General features: G+C 54.4%; 13 protein-coding genes, 1 tRNA gene and 2 pseudogenes. 8 read left to right on the forward strand and 8 right to left on the reverse strand.

The genetic code is table 11. The features are described from left to right. Positions 1 to 230: pseudogene (locus BMX04_RS03215) on the reverse strand (IS256 family transposase); the annotation flags it as partial. A gap of 686 nt (positions 231 to 916) precedes the next feature. On the opposite strand from BMX04_RS03215, the gene BMX04_RS03220 reads away from it, so the two are divergent. Continuing rightward, positions 917 to 2,032: a Fic family protein gene (locus BMX04_RS03220; protein WP_074784985.1), complete on the forward strand. Its 1,116-nt coding sequence runs from the start codon at positions 917 to 919 to the stop codon at positions 2,030 to 2,032. A gap of 739 nt (positions 2,033 to 2,771) precedes the next feature. Then, a pseudogene (locus BMX04_RS19830) lies at positions 2,772 to 2,987 on the forward strand (terminase small subunit); the annotation flags it as partial. Positions 2,988 to 3,005: 18 nt separating this feature from the next. Here BMX04_RS19830 and BMX04_RS03230 read toward each other — a convergent pair. Continuing rightward, positions 3,006 to 4,331, reverse strand: a complete 1,326-nt coding sequence (locus BMX04_RS03230) for a type II toxin-antitoxin system HipA family toxin (protein ID WP_074784986.1) — start codon at positions 4,329 to 4,331, stop codon at positions 3,006 to 3,008. Next, positions 4,331 to 4,627, reverse strand: coding sequence for a helix-turn-helix domain-containing protein (locus tag BMX04_RS03235; protein WP_074784987.1), 297 nt, complete (start codon positions 4,625 to 4,627; stop codon positions 4,331 to 4,333). The genes BMX04_RS03230 and BMX04_RS03235 overlap by 1 nt, the downstream gene beginning before the upstream one ends. A gap of 714 nt (positions 4,628 to 5,341) precedes the next feature. On the opposite strand from BMX04_RS03235, the gene BMX04_RS03240 reads away from it, so the two are divergent. Together BMX04_RS03240 and BMX04_RS03245 are read left to right on the forward strand one after the other, a co-directional pair. Continuing rightward, positions 5,342 to 5,950: a metallophosphoesterase gene (locus tag BMX04_RS03240; protein WP_074784988.1), complete on the forward strand. Its 609-nt coding sequence runs from the start codon at positions 5,342 to 5,344 to the stop codon at positions 5,948 to 5,950. Between the two features lie 21 nt (positions 5,951 to 5,971). Next, positions 5,972 to 7,441: an AAA family ATPase gene (locus tag BMX04_RS03245; RefSeq protein ID WP_074784989.1), complete on the forward strand. Its 1,470-nt coding sequence runs from the start codon at positions 5,972 to 5,974 to the stop codon at positions 7,439 to 7,441. A gap of 577 nt (positions 7,442 to 8,018) precedes the next feature. Here the strand turns inward: BMX04_RS03245 and BMX04_RS03250 are convergent. From BMX04_RS03250 to BMX04_RS18995, 4 genes are all read right to left on the reverse strand, one after another. Further along, positions 8,019 to 8,963 carry an OmpA family protein gene (locus tag BMX04_RS03250; RefSeq protein WP_083398068.1) on the reverse strand — a complete coding sequence of 315 codons (945 nt, stop codon included), beginning with the start codon at positions 8,961 to 8,963 and terminating at the stop codon, positions 8,019 to 8,021. A gap of 725 nt (positions 8,964 to 9,688) precedes the next feature. Continuing rightward, positions 9,689 to 9,832: a hypothetical protein gene (locus tag BMX04_RS19320; protein WP_175477316.1), complete on the reverse strand. Its 144-nt coding sequence runs from the start codon at positions 9,830 to 9,832 to the stop codon at positions 9,689 to 9,691. 583 nt (positions 9,833 to 10,415) lie between these two features. Beyond that, complete coding sequence (locus BMX04_RS03255) at positions 10,416 to 10,796, reverse strand: thermonuclease family protein (RefSeq protein WP_074784991.1); 381 nt, start codon at positions 10,794 to 10,796, stop codon at positions 10,416 to 10,418. Between the two features lie 58 nt (positions 10,797 to 10,854). Next, the gene (locus BMX04_RS18995; protein WP_175477317.1) at positions 10,855 to 11,268 is read right to left on the reverse strand and encodes a hypothetical protein; all 414 of its coding nucleotides are present in this window, start codon (positions 11,266 to 11,268) and stop codon (positions 10,855 to 10,857) included. Between the two features lie 316 nt (positions 11,269 to 11,584). Between BMX04_RS18995 and BMX04_RS03260 the strand changes: the two genes are divergently transcribed. The 3 genes from BMX04_RS03260 to BMX04_RS03270 all read left to right on the forward strand — a co-directional run bounded on the left by BMX04_RS03260 (position 11,585) and on the right by BMX04_RS03270 (position 13,044). Beyond that, entirely contained in the window at positions 11,585 to 11,944 is a 360-nt protein-coding gene (locus BMX04_RS03260; RefSeq protein ID WP_217644433.1) for a hypothetical protein, read from the forward strand. A gap of 164 nt (positions 11,945 to 12,108) precedes the next feature. Next, complete coding sequence (locus tag BMX04_RS03265) at positions 12,109 to 12,570, forward strand: helix-turn-helix domain-containing protein (protein WP_074784992.1); 462 nt, start codon at positions 12,109 to 12,111, stop codon at positions 12,568 to 12,570. 30 nt (positions 12,571 to 12,600) lie between these two features. Continuing rightward, positions 12,601 to 13,044 carry a PIN domain-containing protein gene (locus BMX04_RS03270; RefSeq protein ID WP_217644434.1) on the forward strand — a complete coding sequence of 148 codons (444 nt, stop codon included), beginning with the start codon at positions 12,601 to 12,603 and terminating at the stop codon, positions 13,042 to 13,044. Between the two features lie 248 nt (positions 13,045 to 13,292). Here the strand turns inward: BMX04_RS03270 and BMX04_RS03275 are convergent. Continuing rightward, positions 13,293 to 13,378 (reverse strand) — tRNA-Leu (locus BMX04_RS03275). A 147-nt stretch (positions 13,379 to 13,525) separates the two neighbouring features. On the opposite strand from BMX04_RS03275, the gene BMX04_RS03280 reads away from it, so the two are divergent. Next, positions 13,526 to 14,509: a complex I NDUFA9 subunit family protein gene (locus tag BMX04_RS03280; RefSeq protein WP_050661302.1), complete on the forward strand. Its 984-nt coding sequence runs from the start codon at positions 13,526 to 13,528 to the stop codon at positions 14,507 to 14,509. Position 14,510 lies beyond the last annotated feature (1 nt).

Consider the following 14,510-nt stretch of genomic DNA (forward strand, 5'->3'; position numbering starts at 1 on the left):
ACCTTGCCAATCCCGGTCATAACCTCGCGCTCCGGCAGAAACCCGTGGCGCACCAAACGCTGGCGGCCCTCGTCGTCCAAAAGGTGCGCGTGACCGCCCATGAATTCGGACACCTCCGCGCGCACCGCAGTAGCCAGAAGTTCCTGCGCACCTGCTCGCAGAAGATCCGTCAGCGGATCAGGTGAAAAATCGCTTGGTTTTGCGAAGTCGATAACTGTATTCTTGGTCATGTGGCATATCCTTTTCTCAATGAGAATTGCGGCGCTTCAACAACGCCATGATATGCCGCCCATTCGGGCCGTCACCAACTTTCGGTTATAACTCAGTTAGCCTTCCTCTCCCCATTACTCTTTCATTTCATAACGAATATGTTGAACGAACTGCGTTCAACATGTCGTATACTTTTCTCAACAAAATCGTTATGCAGCTCAAGAATTTTGTCACTTCCTGCAGCGACTAGGGCCTTCTGTGGCTGCCGTCCGTAGTGCAAGTAGCTTTTGACCCGATTGGCATGTGATCGAATGCAGTCTTCTGTAAGGCCTTTCAACGCGGCGCTATCAGAAGCCGCTGGCAGATATGGTGATCCACGGAACGGGTCCAAATCTGTAGAGGGAGCTTTGAGCTCGTAGGCCCTATCTGGTTTTCCCATCCCGGTTCCGGTCTTCGTGACCACTATTCAATAGGTGTGTGTTGTTTGGCCTCTCAGCGCCGACAACAACCGCCATCTGTGATGATTTATATCTCAGACATAAGCACGTACTTAAGGCTATCATTAAGCCTTCCTGATCAGGCCAAGGTGTCCGGTCGAAATGGGCGCCAGTTCACAAACTACCTCACGACCCTGTGAGCCATAGAATTGACTTCTATACCTCAAACGCGGTCTATTAGTGAGTTATAGAAAAGGATTCTATAACTCATGGCATGGAACTGGCAGATATCCGGTTGGCCGGAATTCCGGTATGACGAGGCCGCACTGGCACCGCTCGAGCAGCGCTTCCTGATGTCGTCGGGCGAAGTCCTGGGGGCCCTCCACCATGTGAACCCGTCCGAGCGTGATCAACTCTGCATCGACCTTCTGAGCGATGAAGCCATGAAGACCAGTGCCATCGAGGGCGAGATGCTGGACCGGCGCAGCGTGCAATCCTCACTCCGTCGGCACCTTGGATTGGAACCTGACAGCTATCCGAACAAACCTCGCGAGCAGGGTGTGGCCGAGATGATGGTCGATGTTTACTCAACCTATGCGGAGCCGCTCGAGCATGGCACGCTTTTTCGGTGGCATGAGATGCTTCTGGCCTTCGACAAGAGCCTGGAGGCCATCGGGTCATACCGGCAGCACGAGGATGCCATGCAGATCGTCTCTGGCCGTCTTGATCGTCCGGTTGTACATTTTGAGGCCCCGCCATCCGCGCAGGTTCCAGATGAGATGGACCGGTATGTTGACTGGTTCAATCGGACAGGGCCGGGTGCCGTAGAGCCCTTGCTGGCACTGACGCGTGCGGGTCTCAGCCATCTCTACTTTGAGAGCATTCATCCGTTTGAAGATGGGAATGGTCGCTTGGGTCGGGCCTTGGCCGAAAAATCCCTGGCTCAGAATATCGGCCAACCTAGCCTGATCTCGCTCGCCTTCACCATCGAGCGAAAGCGGAAGGACTATTACGATCAGCTTGAGTGGCACCAGAAAACACTGGATGTCACGCCTTGGCTGGTGTGGTTTGCAGAGATCGTTCTGGAAGCGCAGCAGGTCACCCTGGACCGCGTGGGCTTCTTCATTGCCAAGGCACATTTTTATGACAGGCATCGTGAGCACCTAAACGTCAGGCAGTCCAAGGTGATCGAGCGAATGTTCCGCGAAGGGCCAGATGGCTTCAAGGGTGGACTAAGCGCCGAGAACTATATCTCGATCACGGGGACATCGCGCGCGACGGCAACCCGAGATCTTCAGGGTCTTGTTGAAATCGGTGCTCTCACACGCACCGGCGAACGCCGATATACGCGTTACTGGCTGATGCTAGATGGACCGGGTGGGTAGTGCATCGTCGGCGGGGAGGGCGTATTTTGTTCTCTAATCTGTCAATGCGCTTTTCGATTTCCGTCGATGTCTGAGGTTTCCTTCGTTCACTTCGAGCTCATTGGCTCACGATGGGGTTGGCTGGAAGCAGGTCGGCAAGGTTGAAACCGCAATCTGGCCGAAGCCGCTGCTACAGAATAAGGCTATCCTTAAACCGCGCGGCTGCTGCGCCGTGCGAATGCCCTTCCTCCACAAACGCGACGACCCTCTCACGAAGTGCCATAGGATGTGGCTTACAGTCAGCGCGATACGCAGCCAGCCAAAGCAGTGCTTTTTCGTTTTCTGCCAAGGCAATCATAATTTTGGGGTTTTTGTGGAGATGCCACCAAAAAATTTTGGGATGAAAAATAGCAGGACAGGTAACGGGTAGCATCTCCTTATTGAACCGTATCAAAAGAGACACTTTCGATATACAGGCACTTTAGAAAAAGCCTGTCGCAAAATGGGCAATAATGTGGCTGAATTCGGCCCGCAATTTTCGTCTTGTTACTTGAGTGACAGTTGTAACTGTATGACCGTCTGAGCGCCTGGAGGACAAAGCGTGACTAACAAGATCGACCGTCGCTGCGCCTCGGGCGCGCGCCGCAAACGGAGTGGAATACCCTCGAAGAAGGCGAAAATGGCAACATCGATCCTCCCTTGGAATCGCGAGTGGTTCTGTCTCGAATAGATCAAGGACGGAACTGCGACTCGTGCCGCGATCCAGGCTGGGTATTCGGAAAAAACCGCTTATTCTGAGGGTCACCGTCTGTTCAGAAATGTTGAAATCCGGTCTCGCATTGGGGAGTTGCAGCGCGAGACCGCCGAGGAGCTCAAAATCGAGCACCACGACGTCCTGAAGCGTCTGTGGGATACTGCGACCGGCGAAGTGAACGATCTGGTCCGCATCGAGCGCCGCTGCTGCCGTGGCCGAGTATTGCTCCGCCGATTACAACTAAAGGGAATAGTTGTATTTGATGCGTTCGCCGACACGCAACGCGTTGCCTTCCACGAGATTTGCCACATGTTCGACCATCTCGGGCGTCGCTCCGGGAAGAGACGAGATGCGTTTGGTTGCTTCGACGCGATTTGCCACCATACCATCGATGATCTCGCTTACCCTACGGCGAAGGGCGGCGGCGTTCAGTCCGGCGCTTCGGGCAATCTCGTCCCAGTGGCGCGGAGCGACATCGGCTGGCTTGCGCCGTTTACCAGCGATCTTCTGGGCGTGATACTGATTAACGTGATCCCAGTGGAATACCGAGGAGACGTCATAAAGCGGAGCCATGGAGGTCTCATTGCCAATGAGAATGGAGTAGTTCTTGGCGTGTGCGTCAGTATTGGCGATGAGGATGTTGAAGATCACCTGGTCATGGAGTGCGAGAGCGTCGGCCGGTGGCAGGTGGTCACCTGTCAGCAGGAGGCCTGCCATGTCGAGGCCCGGAACGGTGCCCTGCTCGTATTTTTGCTCCGGATAGATGCCGTTAGCCTGAGCGAAGTCCTCTTGGTGCAGGCGGCGAAGGGTGCCATCAGAGCGCAGGGTGCGATCATAGCGGGCGACGGTCAGCGCGGTCCGGCCATCAGCCTCAAGTATGGTGCACTCAGCGACTGGCAGGCCGATCAGGCCAGCCAGCGTCAAGCAATATGCCTCGTTTTCCACGATGCCGGGCAAGCGGGGATTGTCGGGCTTTATGATGATGGTTGAGGGCGCTCCATTTTTCGGGATCGCGAGAAGATCTCTCGGTTGCGGTAGGCCGAGCCTTGGCTTCCCCTCCTCGTCGAGTGCGGCCAGTGCGGTTTTCTTCTGACCGCCAGCGAGTGACAGGCGCACCCCATCTTCACCAGCCAAAAATGGTCGCTTTCCGAGATCCTCGAAGTGGCGTGCCAGTGCTTCGCTTTCCGTGGTCTGACTGTAGTGATCCTGCAAGCTCGCGTAGCTCCAGTCCTTCCGGATACTCGGCTCACCAATCGAGATTGCGCCTGCGGTATCTCCGCCGATCTCGCGCAGGATGGCGAGCGCATCTGATGTCGCAAGCCCTAAGGCACGTGACAATGAGACCAGTTGCTCTTCCTCGGGCAGCAAGTTCGCCAACCAGGGCGTGATGATCTTGTGGGCAAAAAGGCCAGGTTGAAGCGGAAGCGTTAACGACAGTGGGAAGTTGCCGCGAGTCCTGAGCCATCGAGAATCATATTCGAAGGAGAGCTCTCCGCTTGCAGAGAGATTAATGCTCCCGATGGCAAATTTCTCGTAGAAGACGATGATGGTTTCGCTCCCTGCCATCAGTCATCTTCCAAGTCATAGCCGTCCTGCCCAGGATCAGGCGAAGTCGTCTTGGCGGGCGAGAGCGTGTCGGCCTGGAAGAGAGTTGGAAGCTCGGTCCTGAGCGCAAGCGAAAGAGACACCAGAGTAGATAGTTTAAGGTCTCGTGTGCCGCGCTCAATGTGCGAGAGCGTCGGCACGGTGGAGCCAGAGAGGCGCGACAAATCCTCCAAGCTCAGGCCGAGGCTTCTTCGCCGCGACCTGATATGTGCCCCGATTTTTTCTGCCCATGCCAGGGTTTCAGTCGACTGCTTCATGTGGCCCTCCTTATCATGCGGGATAAATAGGAGGCCATTCGGGCGATATCAAGACCATTTTATCGCGCAGGATAAAAACGCTGCTCCTGCGTCTATTATGTGTGAAATTTATCCTTGAGGATAAAAAGACCTTTTCACACGCCCGGCACATCCGCCGTTCGAGAGTACGGCGGATGCCGGTGCCAAGCGCGGGGTGACAGCGAAGAAGTTCCTCGTAAACCGCGATTGGCCGTAAGCGCTGTTCTTGTGGCCCTGCAACAATCCGACCGAGATTTCCGAATGCAAAGTGAAGTTCATCAAGGCGCCGTTGTCTAATCGACGCCTTCGACGAAGGTTTCCACAAAGGATTTGATCTTTTCAATTACCCAGTGGGCTACGGTCTTGCGTTCACGTAGGGCACCCTAGGGACGCGATCACTTTCTGCAAGGGCATCCTATTCTGGAGCAAGCGCCTGACCGAGGGGCTCCAGGTTATAGGTGCATGCAGCGGTTGATTGGGCAAGGCCAATAGCAGCGATTTCACACCGATGCAGTACTGGAAATCCGCGAAGTTCTGATGTAGATAATGTCGTCATGGCACATCTGAAGACGATACCAGCCACCAGATAATCGCCCCCAGGTAACTGCGGGCGACTGGTGTTCGTCTGCTTGTGTCACATTCCCAAATAGCCAACGTTCACGCTGTCGCTCGCCTTGTTTTTAAGGAGAAATCGACATGCGACGAAACGAGTTACACAAAAAAAAGTGGTACTGCGCGGATCCTCACTTTGGCCATGATGCCATTGTCGAGTTTTGCAATCGGCCATTCAAAAATGCTGACGAAGCGGATGAAATCATCCTGAGAAACCTTCATGAGCGGGTCGGACCTGAAGACCAATTGTGGTTGTTGGGAGATTTCGCCCTTGGCCACAAAAAGCTGGATAAAAAGTGGCTGCGGGAGATGTTTGATCGACTACCGGGAGCTGAACAGCACCTGATTGTCGGCAACCATGATGACGAAATCATCCAATCTCTGCCGTGGGCAAGCGTTTCACATATCGCCGAGGTTCGGGACGGAGCACAGCGGCAGTTCAACACGCTTTTTCATTATCCCATGCACACATGGAACCATGCGAGGAGAGGAGCGTACTGCTTGTTTGGCCATGTGCACGACAACTTTCTAGGCACGCGAAACTGCGTCAACGTCGGGCTCGATGTCTGGGATTTCTACCCCGCATCATTCGATGAGATCGAGAGACGTTCCAAGAAGCTCCCCGTGAACAAACACTGGCACGAGGTCGAGCCAGGGACGACCATTTTCGGCGAACAGATTGACTATTACTGAAGGTGTGTGAGGGCAGAAGTCATGGGAAGAAGCAAGAAATCAGATGTCCTAAAAATCGAAGAGCTGCTCGACGAACGGACCAAGGACTGGTCTGTCTGGGGCGTATATGGGCTACTCGAATCGCGGATGCGAGAACTCGGTGAAGACCTGCAGGACTTTAATACCAGCGTCGGTCGCAAAGGCTTTGAGGATCGGAACCTGTTGATTTCGTTGCTCGCCGACCGCATGTCGATGTCAGACGTCATCTTGGCTTGCCCGACCCGCGACGAGCGCGAGAAACGCGTAGAACGGAGTTTTAAACAGCATGCTCTGAAGTATCTGGAAGAGAATGCGGGGCATGTCGACCTCATGGAAATTTACGATATCATCAACGCACGGCTGGAGAGCCGAGGTGAGAAACCGTTGCCGGATCCTGATGCTGGGGCGGACCTCTTGCTGCGCAATGAGTGCTACAAAATCATTGTGCACAGCTTAAATCTTAAAGAGATCAAGGAGCGATTTCCCGAAGAAAATACTGAAGACGCTCGGAATGATGTCTCCAGTCTTCAAAAAGAATTGGAAGACCTTGACGATAAAGGCAACCAGGGCGCTGAACGGCACGAGTTCAGTTTCCTGACGGACCCGACAGTTGCGAAACGGCTGCCCTCAACAGTTAAAAAGAACCTCAATGACCGGCAGAAAAGGGTTATTGATGTCCCTTTGCCTGCGGTTGGCCTTTATGATCTCAAAAAGCTGGATGCCGTTCAGGAAACGCTGTCAGATAAGTATCCGCATGCGGTCAATGTGGTCGATGGCATTCTTGGGGGTGTCCGTCGAGGTTTCCGGTTCGGTCAAAGCAAGATCACGATTCGGCCGATCCTGTTGGTGGGGAAGCCTGGAACAGGGAAGAGCACGCTTGCTGCAGATCTCATGAAATCGCTTGGGCTTCCAGTAACCCGCGCGAGTGCCGCCGGGGTTGCTGACATTACATTTTTCGGGACATCCGCCGGGTATTCGAGTGCAATGCCGTCGTTGATTACGACAGCGATTGTGAATGGAACAATCATCAATCCGGGGATTGTCTTGGACGAAGTGGATAAGGCTACCCAGGGTAGCTCTAACGGCGATCTGGTTGATGGCTTGTTATCTGTATTGGAGCCCGTTGAGGCACGTGCATGGCATGAGAAGTTCTTCCAAGCCGAAGTCGATGCTTCTCATCTAAATTGGATCCTGACTGCAAACGACATTGATCGCGTTCCAGCACCCTTGGTGTCGCGCTGTACCGTTTATCGTGTACCAGCGCCTGATGTCGCGCATGTCGGCGCGCTGGTTGCATCCGTTGTGGATGACTATGCCGCCGAACTTGGTGTTGATCCAAGGTTCTTCAGTATCACTGCAGGTGATCTAGAGTATCTACGGGAAACGATGCCAAAACATCGCTCAACTCGCGTTCTCAAAGAGCTTGTTCGCTTGATCCTTGATGAGCATGAAAGCGACTGTTTTCATGCGTGACGACTTCTGGGGTGGGTGGAGCTTGCCACACGGATATGTATGTGTGTGGCAAGCGCCGAAAGTCTAAAAAAGTGTTCAAAATAAATTCACTAACGGATTGAGCCTGGCATTAACGATTTGTCGGCAGATCTTTGCTCAGAGCAGGGGTGCAATTCAATGACAGGCAAAAACCCCCAGTCACGCCTACTTCACCCAGCCGGTGCCCGAAGCGGCAGCGGCATAGAGCCTTCGTTCCATAAAAGACCAAGAATTTTCAGGTTTGAGGGCTAGGAGATAGAAAGCAGTCATTAGCTGCGGCGAGCACTAAGGCCCGGTCAGCGGGACGGAGCCGCCGTCCCGGCATCTTCTGCTTACGGGACCCGCCGCCTGTTCTAACCGCGCTGTCAGCCCCCAGCTTCACCGAAAGGGAGGAGAAGAAAACTACATCCACCAGTCAATACCGTCCCCGCGCTGCATAAGACTGCACTGCGCCGGCTTCAGCAAGGCTCGTCTGACAGGGCCTGGTATGGAAATTCTCAGCGAGATTTCGGCTTTCAGGTTCGGATACAGGCCAATCGCATGTGCTAGGGGTCACTTTCTAATTTTCTAGCCGATCTACCAATTCCACCCGCCGATTGAGCTGTCGGCCGGCATCGTTGTCATTAGGGGCCAGAGGCGCAAGTGGGCCGACGCCAGCCGCCCGAAGGCGGTTTGGATCAATGCCGTATTCCGTGACGAGCGCCAGAACAATGGCTTCAGCGCGTTCGTTCGACAGGCGCATGTTCATCTCAAAGCCGCCTGAGTCGTCCGTATGACCGACGACGTAGAAGCGACCCTCGCGTGTGCTTAGCACATCGGCGATTGTCTCGAGCGATCCGGCCGATGACGGGCGGATTACGGCGCTGCCCGTGTCGAACTGCACGCCGTAGAGGATGGCTTTGCCCGCCTCCTCGATCTCGGCATTGAGGGCCTCGGCGTTGATCTCAACGGTGCCCTCCTCCATTGCAGCGGTGGTCGCCTCTTCGGTCATGTAGGTGTTTCTGTCACCAATGGTCAGCGTGAATACCGTCTGCCGACCCTCCTGGGTCCGGGTCGCCGCGATGTAGTAATCCGGCGGGCTGACAGTGACCTGCTGCAGCGCGAGGTTGAAGCCGCGTTCGCCCAGACGGTTCGCCTCCTGCACGTCTCTCAGGGCAAGATATTCAGGAGGATGACCCATCGCGCCCGGCATATCGGCGCTGACGAGAACGTCGAAACCTGCCTCCTCCAGCGCCCGCTCGAAACTGCGCTGGATCTCGATCCTGTTCTTGCTTTCCGGCCAGCGATAGAGGCTCGACAGAAGCTGGCCTTCGATCTCCTCTGTTTCGATTGCGCCTTCCTCGAGACTGGTGATGTACCGCAAGACATCAAAGTCCGTTGCATACTGACTTCCTATTGCTTCGGAACCCGCAAAGGGCTGAACAACGGTTGGTTCCTGTGAAGCAGCGGTCAGCGGGACCGTGATAAAAAGGACTAGGGCGGCAAAGCGGCTTCGCAGTGACATTCGTTTCTGTCCTTTCTGTTCCCGACAACAGAGGATCTCCAATGATGACCGACTATTACCACAGCAGGGGGGGCGCGCGCCAGCTTGTGCCGGTGTCCCTCCAACGGAAAGACTATATGCGGACTGGCCTGAGGTTTGCCTGTCGCCCGCCCGAACGGAAGGTTGGAGTCAAATAGGCGCTGTAGCCTCACCAGGAATGATACGCACGGTAAGACGATTGAGCGCAAGGCAACTAGCGACGGGCGCTCGCTCAAGTTCGATATAACCGTATGGATCGGTTCTCGAGATCCCGGCGAACCTTTACCAGCAAACGGTTCAGGGGGAGAATGACCCGGCCTTGCGCCGCGCATTGGCTGACTTGGTAGGGACTGCAACCGGGGCCTCCCCTCGACGGCTACGATGCGCGTTCTTGAAGGGGCCTTGACGCCAGATGAAACCTCAGCGGCTGAAATACTTTTCGGCTCCAACCCGCTAACCAGATGAGGGCTGTTTCACTGATCTGTCCCAGTTCGCTTTTGGCGAAGTAATGAGTCTTCTTCAGATGGCAGTTGTGGTTGCACAAAAGCGCGCGGTAGGGAATTGACAGCAATCCCGCCGCGCGTTCCTAGCCGTTCTCTCCCCATTACTCCTACATTGCATAACGGAAATGTTGAAAAGCCCGTGTTCAACACTTTGTATATTTTTCTCAACAAAATCGTTATGAAACTCAATCAACTTGCCACTGCCTAAGGTGATGAGGGCACGATAGGTTTTAGAAAGTAAGCCCTCGCTTGGTCCGTCAGACCATAGCGCTCGATGTATTCGGCGAGGACCGCCATCAGCTTTTCATTCTCCTCCCTACAGGCAACTAAAGCCTCCGCGTTGGTCATGTTTGCCTCCCGGAAAGTAGCAGTTGATTCGCGAAATTTGTTGCATTCGTCCCTATGACGCGCAATCATAGATAGAGCAGTAATCAATAATAACATGCGAGAGGCAACATGTTCGCAACGCTTATGGTGAATGCGTACAGTCAGGTTCAAGGTTTGATCGTTGAGGCACACGAGGACGGGCAAGTCAGCGTGAATGTCGGGGACCGCATTTTCAAAGGCTGGCCGGTGTCCAGACCCGAGAATGCGGCTCAGTATGACAGGAAGCCGGAACCGGAGCACGCCTGACCAAGGGGAGAACCTGGCGGTGAGTTGGCTGGTCAAAGCTTTCGTGCTGGCCGTAATGTGCTGGCTGCCTGCAGTAGCGGGCGCTGCAGGCTCAATGTCTGCCGTGCCTTGGGCTTCTCCATCCGCACCAGAAACCTACGTGCAAAAGCTACTCGACGTCACCAGCAACAGAGAGAGCCATTACTTCAATGCGGCATGCTGCAAGATTTGCCGGAAAGGCAAGGCGTGCGGGAACTCGTGCATAAATCGCAGTTACACTTGCCGGAAAGGCAAAGGCTGCGCCTGTGATGGGTGAGGATTAACGGCAGTACCCGTGTTGCGGCAGGCGACGGCTCTCCTGCGTTTCAAGCTGTAGATACTTACCGCCGGAATAACGAGGGCAGTCTCGCGCCTGCCCGGCCTGGATAGCAAGCGCGCCGATATCCTCATCTGAAGATGTGTAGCAAGTGCCGACCCAGCGGTCATATGTCTTGTCTCCGGTCAACCAGCACTTCACCGGCTTACGCAGTATCAGCTTCTGCATCCAACGCTTTGCAGCCAGTCCCCCGCGCTCATCAAGTTCCGGGCCATCAACGCCATTGAGCCTAACCGGAAGGTTGCTGACTTCGATTGTGTCAACATCGCGGACGTGAGTTACGCTTCCCTCGATCCATTGGCCTGCGAGAACTTCTGAGGCCATTCCTATAACGGCGCACGCCCAAGCTATGAGGATAGGAACGCGAATACGTGTCACAAGGCTAGTCCAGTTCTGTAATTGAAATCAGAGTCCCGGCAAGTTTTGCTGAAAAGCGCTTTGATTCCGCGAAGCAATAAATGGTGAACTTTTTGCTCAACTCCTTCAGCCGCTTGTTATTTTCTTCGGCGTCACCTTTTACGAATCCTTCGTGAGTGAATGGCGCTGTAAAACTTGAAGTGCCTTCGTAAAAATCCAGCAGTTGACCATCTCGATAGCCAGCGGACCGGCGAAGTTTTTCGATTAGGGCTCTGCACACCGGCTCAGAGTATCCTTCGCTATCAAAGCTAATCAGTGTTATCGAAATCTCATCTTCGTCCCATGAATAGCTAACAGGGACAAAACGGTCCAACTCACGCTCTAGTCGTTTTTCAAGTCTGTATATTCCGAAATCTAACAGAGTAGGTGAGGTGTTCATAAAGTATTCGGTGGTCTTGTCTGGGCCAGCTACAGCCGCCGTGGGTAGCCAAAGGACCCAAATAACGAACGCGATTGTGCGACCTGTGAATTTATTCCGAAACATACCAGAGATTTATCAGGGCAACTTGGGGCAGTACATCATTCATTTGACTCATTTCGTTTTGGCTTCATGGTGATTCCCGGACCACTAGCAACTTGGCAGCCATCAATGAACTGGATGCGATTTGCTTCTATGGTTTTTCGTATCGCCTCGGCGCTGGCATGCTTGAGACCGCCCCGACCTCTTGGACATGCGGCAAGCAACGGATCTTCTGATGCTCGATGCGCGCGATATGCGGATTGCTGCCCGCGTGCCCAGGCCGGGTTATGCCGACCGATACCCCTATCAATTCACGATCCGCTCACGCGTCCCAAGCGGCGCGGAGACAGAACTTTCCAAGATAGTGAACGGCAAAGGTGACTGGCTGTTCTACGGCCACGCTGACGCCTCTCAGACGGCGATTGAAAGCTGGTACCTGATCGACCTTAACGCATTCCGGGCTGCGCTGATCCGGCAAGGGGCTCAAGGCCTATCGTGGGGCAACAAATGCAATCCCGATGGAACGCGGTTTACGTGGGTTGATATTCGCAGCTTTCCGGATGATCCGGCGCTTGTGGTGGCGAGGTCACCTTGAGATAGTGACAACTGGGTTCTGAGCTAAGGGCAAAAAAGAAGCTCTGAGCTCCAAGTTCCTAAAAAAATTGAATCTATTTACAACGTGTTACCGATCAACATGCATTATTATTGTTGCGAATATTTCGAATAAATCTCATATCTTAGTAAAACGGAGGGAGAACAATGACTGCTATGAAAGCCTTTGACGAGCGTCTACCTAGTGAAATAGACATCAAAAGTGCCGACAATTTGCGTGAGATAATCGCCGGTGCTCTTGATGCAGGCACTGACGGAGCGAAGATCAAGTTTGCCAATCAAGAGGGAAAGCTGGCCGAAGTTGTTTTGACACCAAGCATCGCTGAAACTTTTATCAAGGTGCTTCGGCTAATCTCAAATGGACAAGGTTTCCATGTGATCCCATACAAGGCCGAACTCACCACACAAGAAGCCGCTGATTTTCTGAATGTATCGAGACCATTTCTCATCAAGCTCCTCGAGCAACATGATATCGCGTATGACAGGGTTGGTCGGCATCGGCGGATCAAAGCTGAAGACTTGTTTGAATACAAACATAAGCGAGACCAAAGTCGCGCGCGGGCTCTAGAAGAACTTGCGAAAGAAGACGCCAGCTTAGGGCAGATTTGAGTTTTGATCGCAAATCGCTTCACGGTCATCTTGGATACGAATGTGTTGTTCGGTGGCCTGCACCGCAATATTGCCCTGTCGTTAGCCGAGGGTGGGTTTTACCGCCCTCGGTGGTCAACGAAGATTCTGGAAGAATTTGAGCGACACCTCGCAGTAAGGCTTAACGATTCAGACAAGGCTCAACTTCAGCGAAAGCGGGTAGAAACTGCTTTCCCAGAGGGTGAGGTGGAAATCTCTGCTGAAGCGGAAGCTAGACTAACCCTTCCGGATGATGGAGATAATCACGTGCTTGCCGCGGCGATAAAGGCTCGTGCCGCTCAGATTGTCACGGATAACTTGCAAGATTTTCCTTCTGAGCTTCTCGAGCCCTACGAGATAGAAGCTATCTCAGCGGATCATTTCTTTTCGAACACAATCTCGCTGTCTGAAACAGCGGCGGTTTACCAACTGCGTCTTATGAGGGAGAGGCTGTAAGATCCAAAATACTCATCCGAAGCGTTGCTACTTCGGTGCGAACAAGTTGGACTTCCGGAAACTGCCAGTATCTTGAATGAGTATATCGCATTTCTTTGAGAACAACTGACCTATAGCGCGATTCAATTGTGATGACCGCCAAGCACATTTCGCGAGTTGCTTTTACATATGAAGGTGGACAGAAAGGTGGATTGAAAAATCACACAATTAATCAATCTACTGATTTTATTATGTTTTATTGGAGAGAGTGGTGCCCAGGAGAGGACTCGAACCTCCACGGCCTTGCGGCCACTGGCACCTGAAGCCAGCGCGTCTACCATTCCGCCACCTGGGCAGGTGTCGTGAGGCAGGCGTTTAGACGTCGACCGATCCGGTGTCAACGGCGATTTTGGGCGATCTGTCGCAACTGCCTTATCATCTTGTCCAGCGCGGTGTTGGGGGATAGGAAAGGGAGTGAAAGCGCGCATTCCGGAGGCCCCACATGTCCAAGCTTGTCACCATCTATGGCGGATCAGGTTTCGTCGGCCGCTACATCGCCCGCCGCATGGCGCAGGCGGGATGGCGGGTGCGGGTCGCGGTGCGACGGCCCAACGAGGCGATGCACGTGAAACCCTATGGCAATGTCGGCCAGGTCGAGCCGGTATTCTGCAACATCCGTGACGATGACAGCGTGCGTGCGGTGATGCACGGGGCAGATGCGGTGGTGAACTGCGTGGGCACATTTGACCGCAAGGGGCGCAACAATTTCCAGGCCGTGCAGGCCGAGGGTGCCACGCGCATCGCGCGTCTTGCCGCAGAGGAGGGGGTGAGCCAACTCGTGCATCTGTCGGCCATCGGGGCAGACGCGCAATCGGACAGTGAATATGCGCAAAGCAAGGCGGCCGGGGAGGCCGGAATTCTCGAGCATTTCCCGCAGGCCGTGATCCTGCGCCCGTCGGTCATCTTTGGCCCCGAGGATCAGTTCTTCAATCGCTTCGCGGCGATGACGCGCTTTGGCCCAGTGTTGCCCGTGGTGGGCGGCGACACGAAGTTTCAGCCGGTCTATGCCGATGACGTGGCCCATGCCGCGGCATTGGGTGCCGAGGGCCGTGCCGGCCCGGGCATCTACGAGCTTGGTGGGCCGGAGGTGGCGACGTTCCGCGACCTGATGAAGGTGATGCTGAAGATCATCCGTAGGCGCCGCCTGATCTTGAATATTCCTTTTGGCATCGCCGCCGCGATGGCCTGGGTGATGGAACTGGTGCAAACGGTGACATTTGGCCTGATCCCGCCACAGATCACTCGTGACCAGGTGCGCAGCCTGCGGGTGGATAACGTGGCGAGCGAGGGGGCCAAGGGTTTCGCTGATCTGGGCATCGAGCCTGCGGCGATCGAGGCGGTGCTGCCCGATTACCTCTGGCGGTTTCGACCTGCCGGGCAATACGAGGCGATCAAGGAATCGGCCAAGAACCTTCGGGTTCTCTGAC

The organism is Roseovarius tolerans, assembly GCF_900109855.1.
In the GTDB taxonomy this organism is placed as follows: Bacteria; Pseudomonadota; Alphaproteobacteria; order Rhodobacterales; family Rhodobacteraceae; genus Roseovarius; species Roseovarius tolerans.

Coding starts and splice junctions, on each gene's coding strand:
- BMX04_RS03220 (WP_074784985.1), top strand. CDS start 917: ATGGCATGGAACTGGCAGATATCCGGTTGGCCGGAATTCCGGTATGAC.
- BMX04_RS03230 (WP_074784986.1), bottom strand. CDS start 4,331: ATGGCAGGGAGCGAAACCATCATCGTCTTCTACGAGAAATTTGCCATC.
- BMX04_RS03235 (WP_074784987.1), bottom strand. CDS start 4,627: ATGAAGCAGTCGACTGAAACCCTGGCATGGGCAGAAAAAATCGGGGCA.
- BMX04_RS03240 (WP_074784988.1), top strand. CDS start 5,342: ATGCGACGAAACGAGTTACACAAAAAAAAGTGGTACTGCGCGGATCCT.
- BMX04_RS03245 (WP_074784989.1), top strand. CDS start 5,972: ATGGGAAGAAGCAAGAAATCAGATGTCCTAAAAATCGAAGAGCTGCTC.
- BMX04_RS03250 (WP_083398068.1), bottom strand. CDS start 8,963: ATGTCACTGCGAAGCCGCTTTGCCGCCCTAGTCCTTTTTATCACGGTC.
- BMX04_RS19320 (WP_175477316.1), bottom strand. CDS start 9,832: ATGACCAACGCGGAGGCTTTAGTTGCCTGTAGGGAGGAGAATGAAAAG.
- BMX04_RS03255 (WP_074784991.1), bottom strand. CDS start 10,796: ATGGCCTCAGAAGTTCTCGCAGGCCAATGGATCGAGGGAAGCGTAACT.
- BMX04_RS18995 (WP_175477317.1), bottom strand. CDS start 11,268: ATGAACACCTCACCTACTCTGTTAGATTTCGGAATATACAGACTTGAA.
- BMX04_RS03260 (WP_217644433.1), top strand. CDS start 11,585: ATGCTCGATGCGCGCGATATGCGGATTGCTGCCCGCGTGCCCAGGCCG.
- BMX04_RS03265 (WP_074784992.1), top strand. CDS start 12,109: ATGACTGCTATGAAAGCCTTTGACGAGCGTCTACCTAGTGAAATAGAC.
- BMX04_RS03280 (WP_050661302.1), top strand. CDS start 13,526: ATGTCCAAGCTTGTCACCATCTATGGCGGATCAGGTTTCGTCGGCCGC.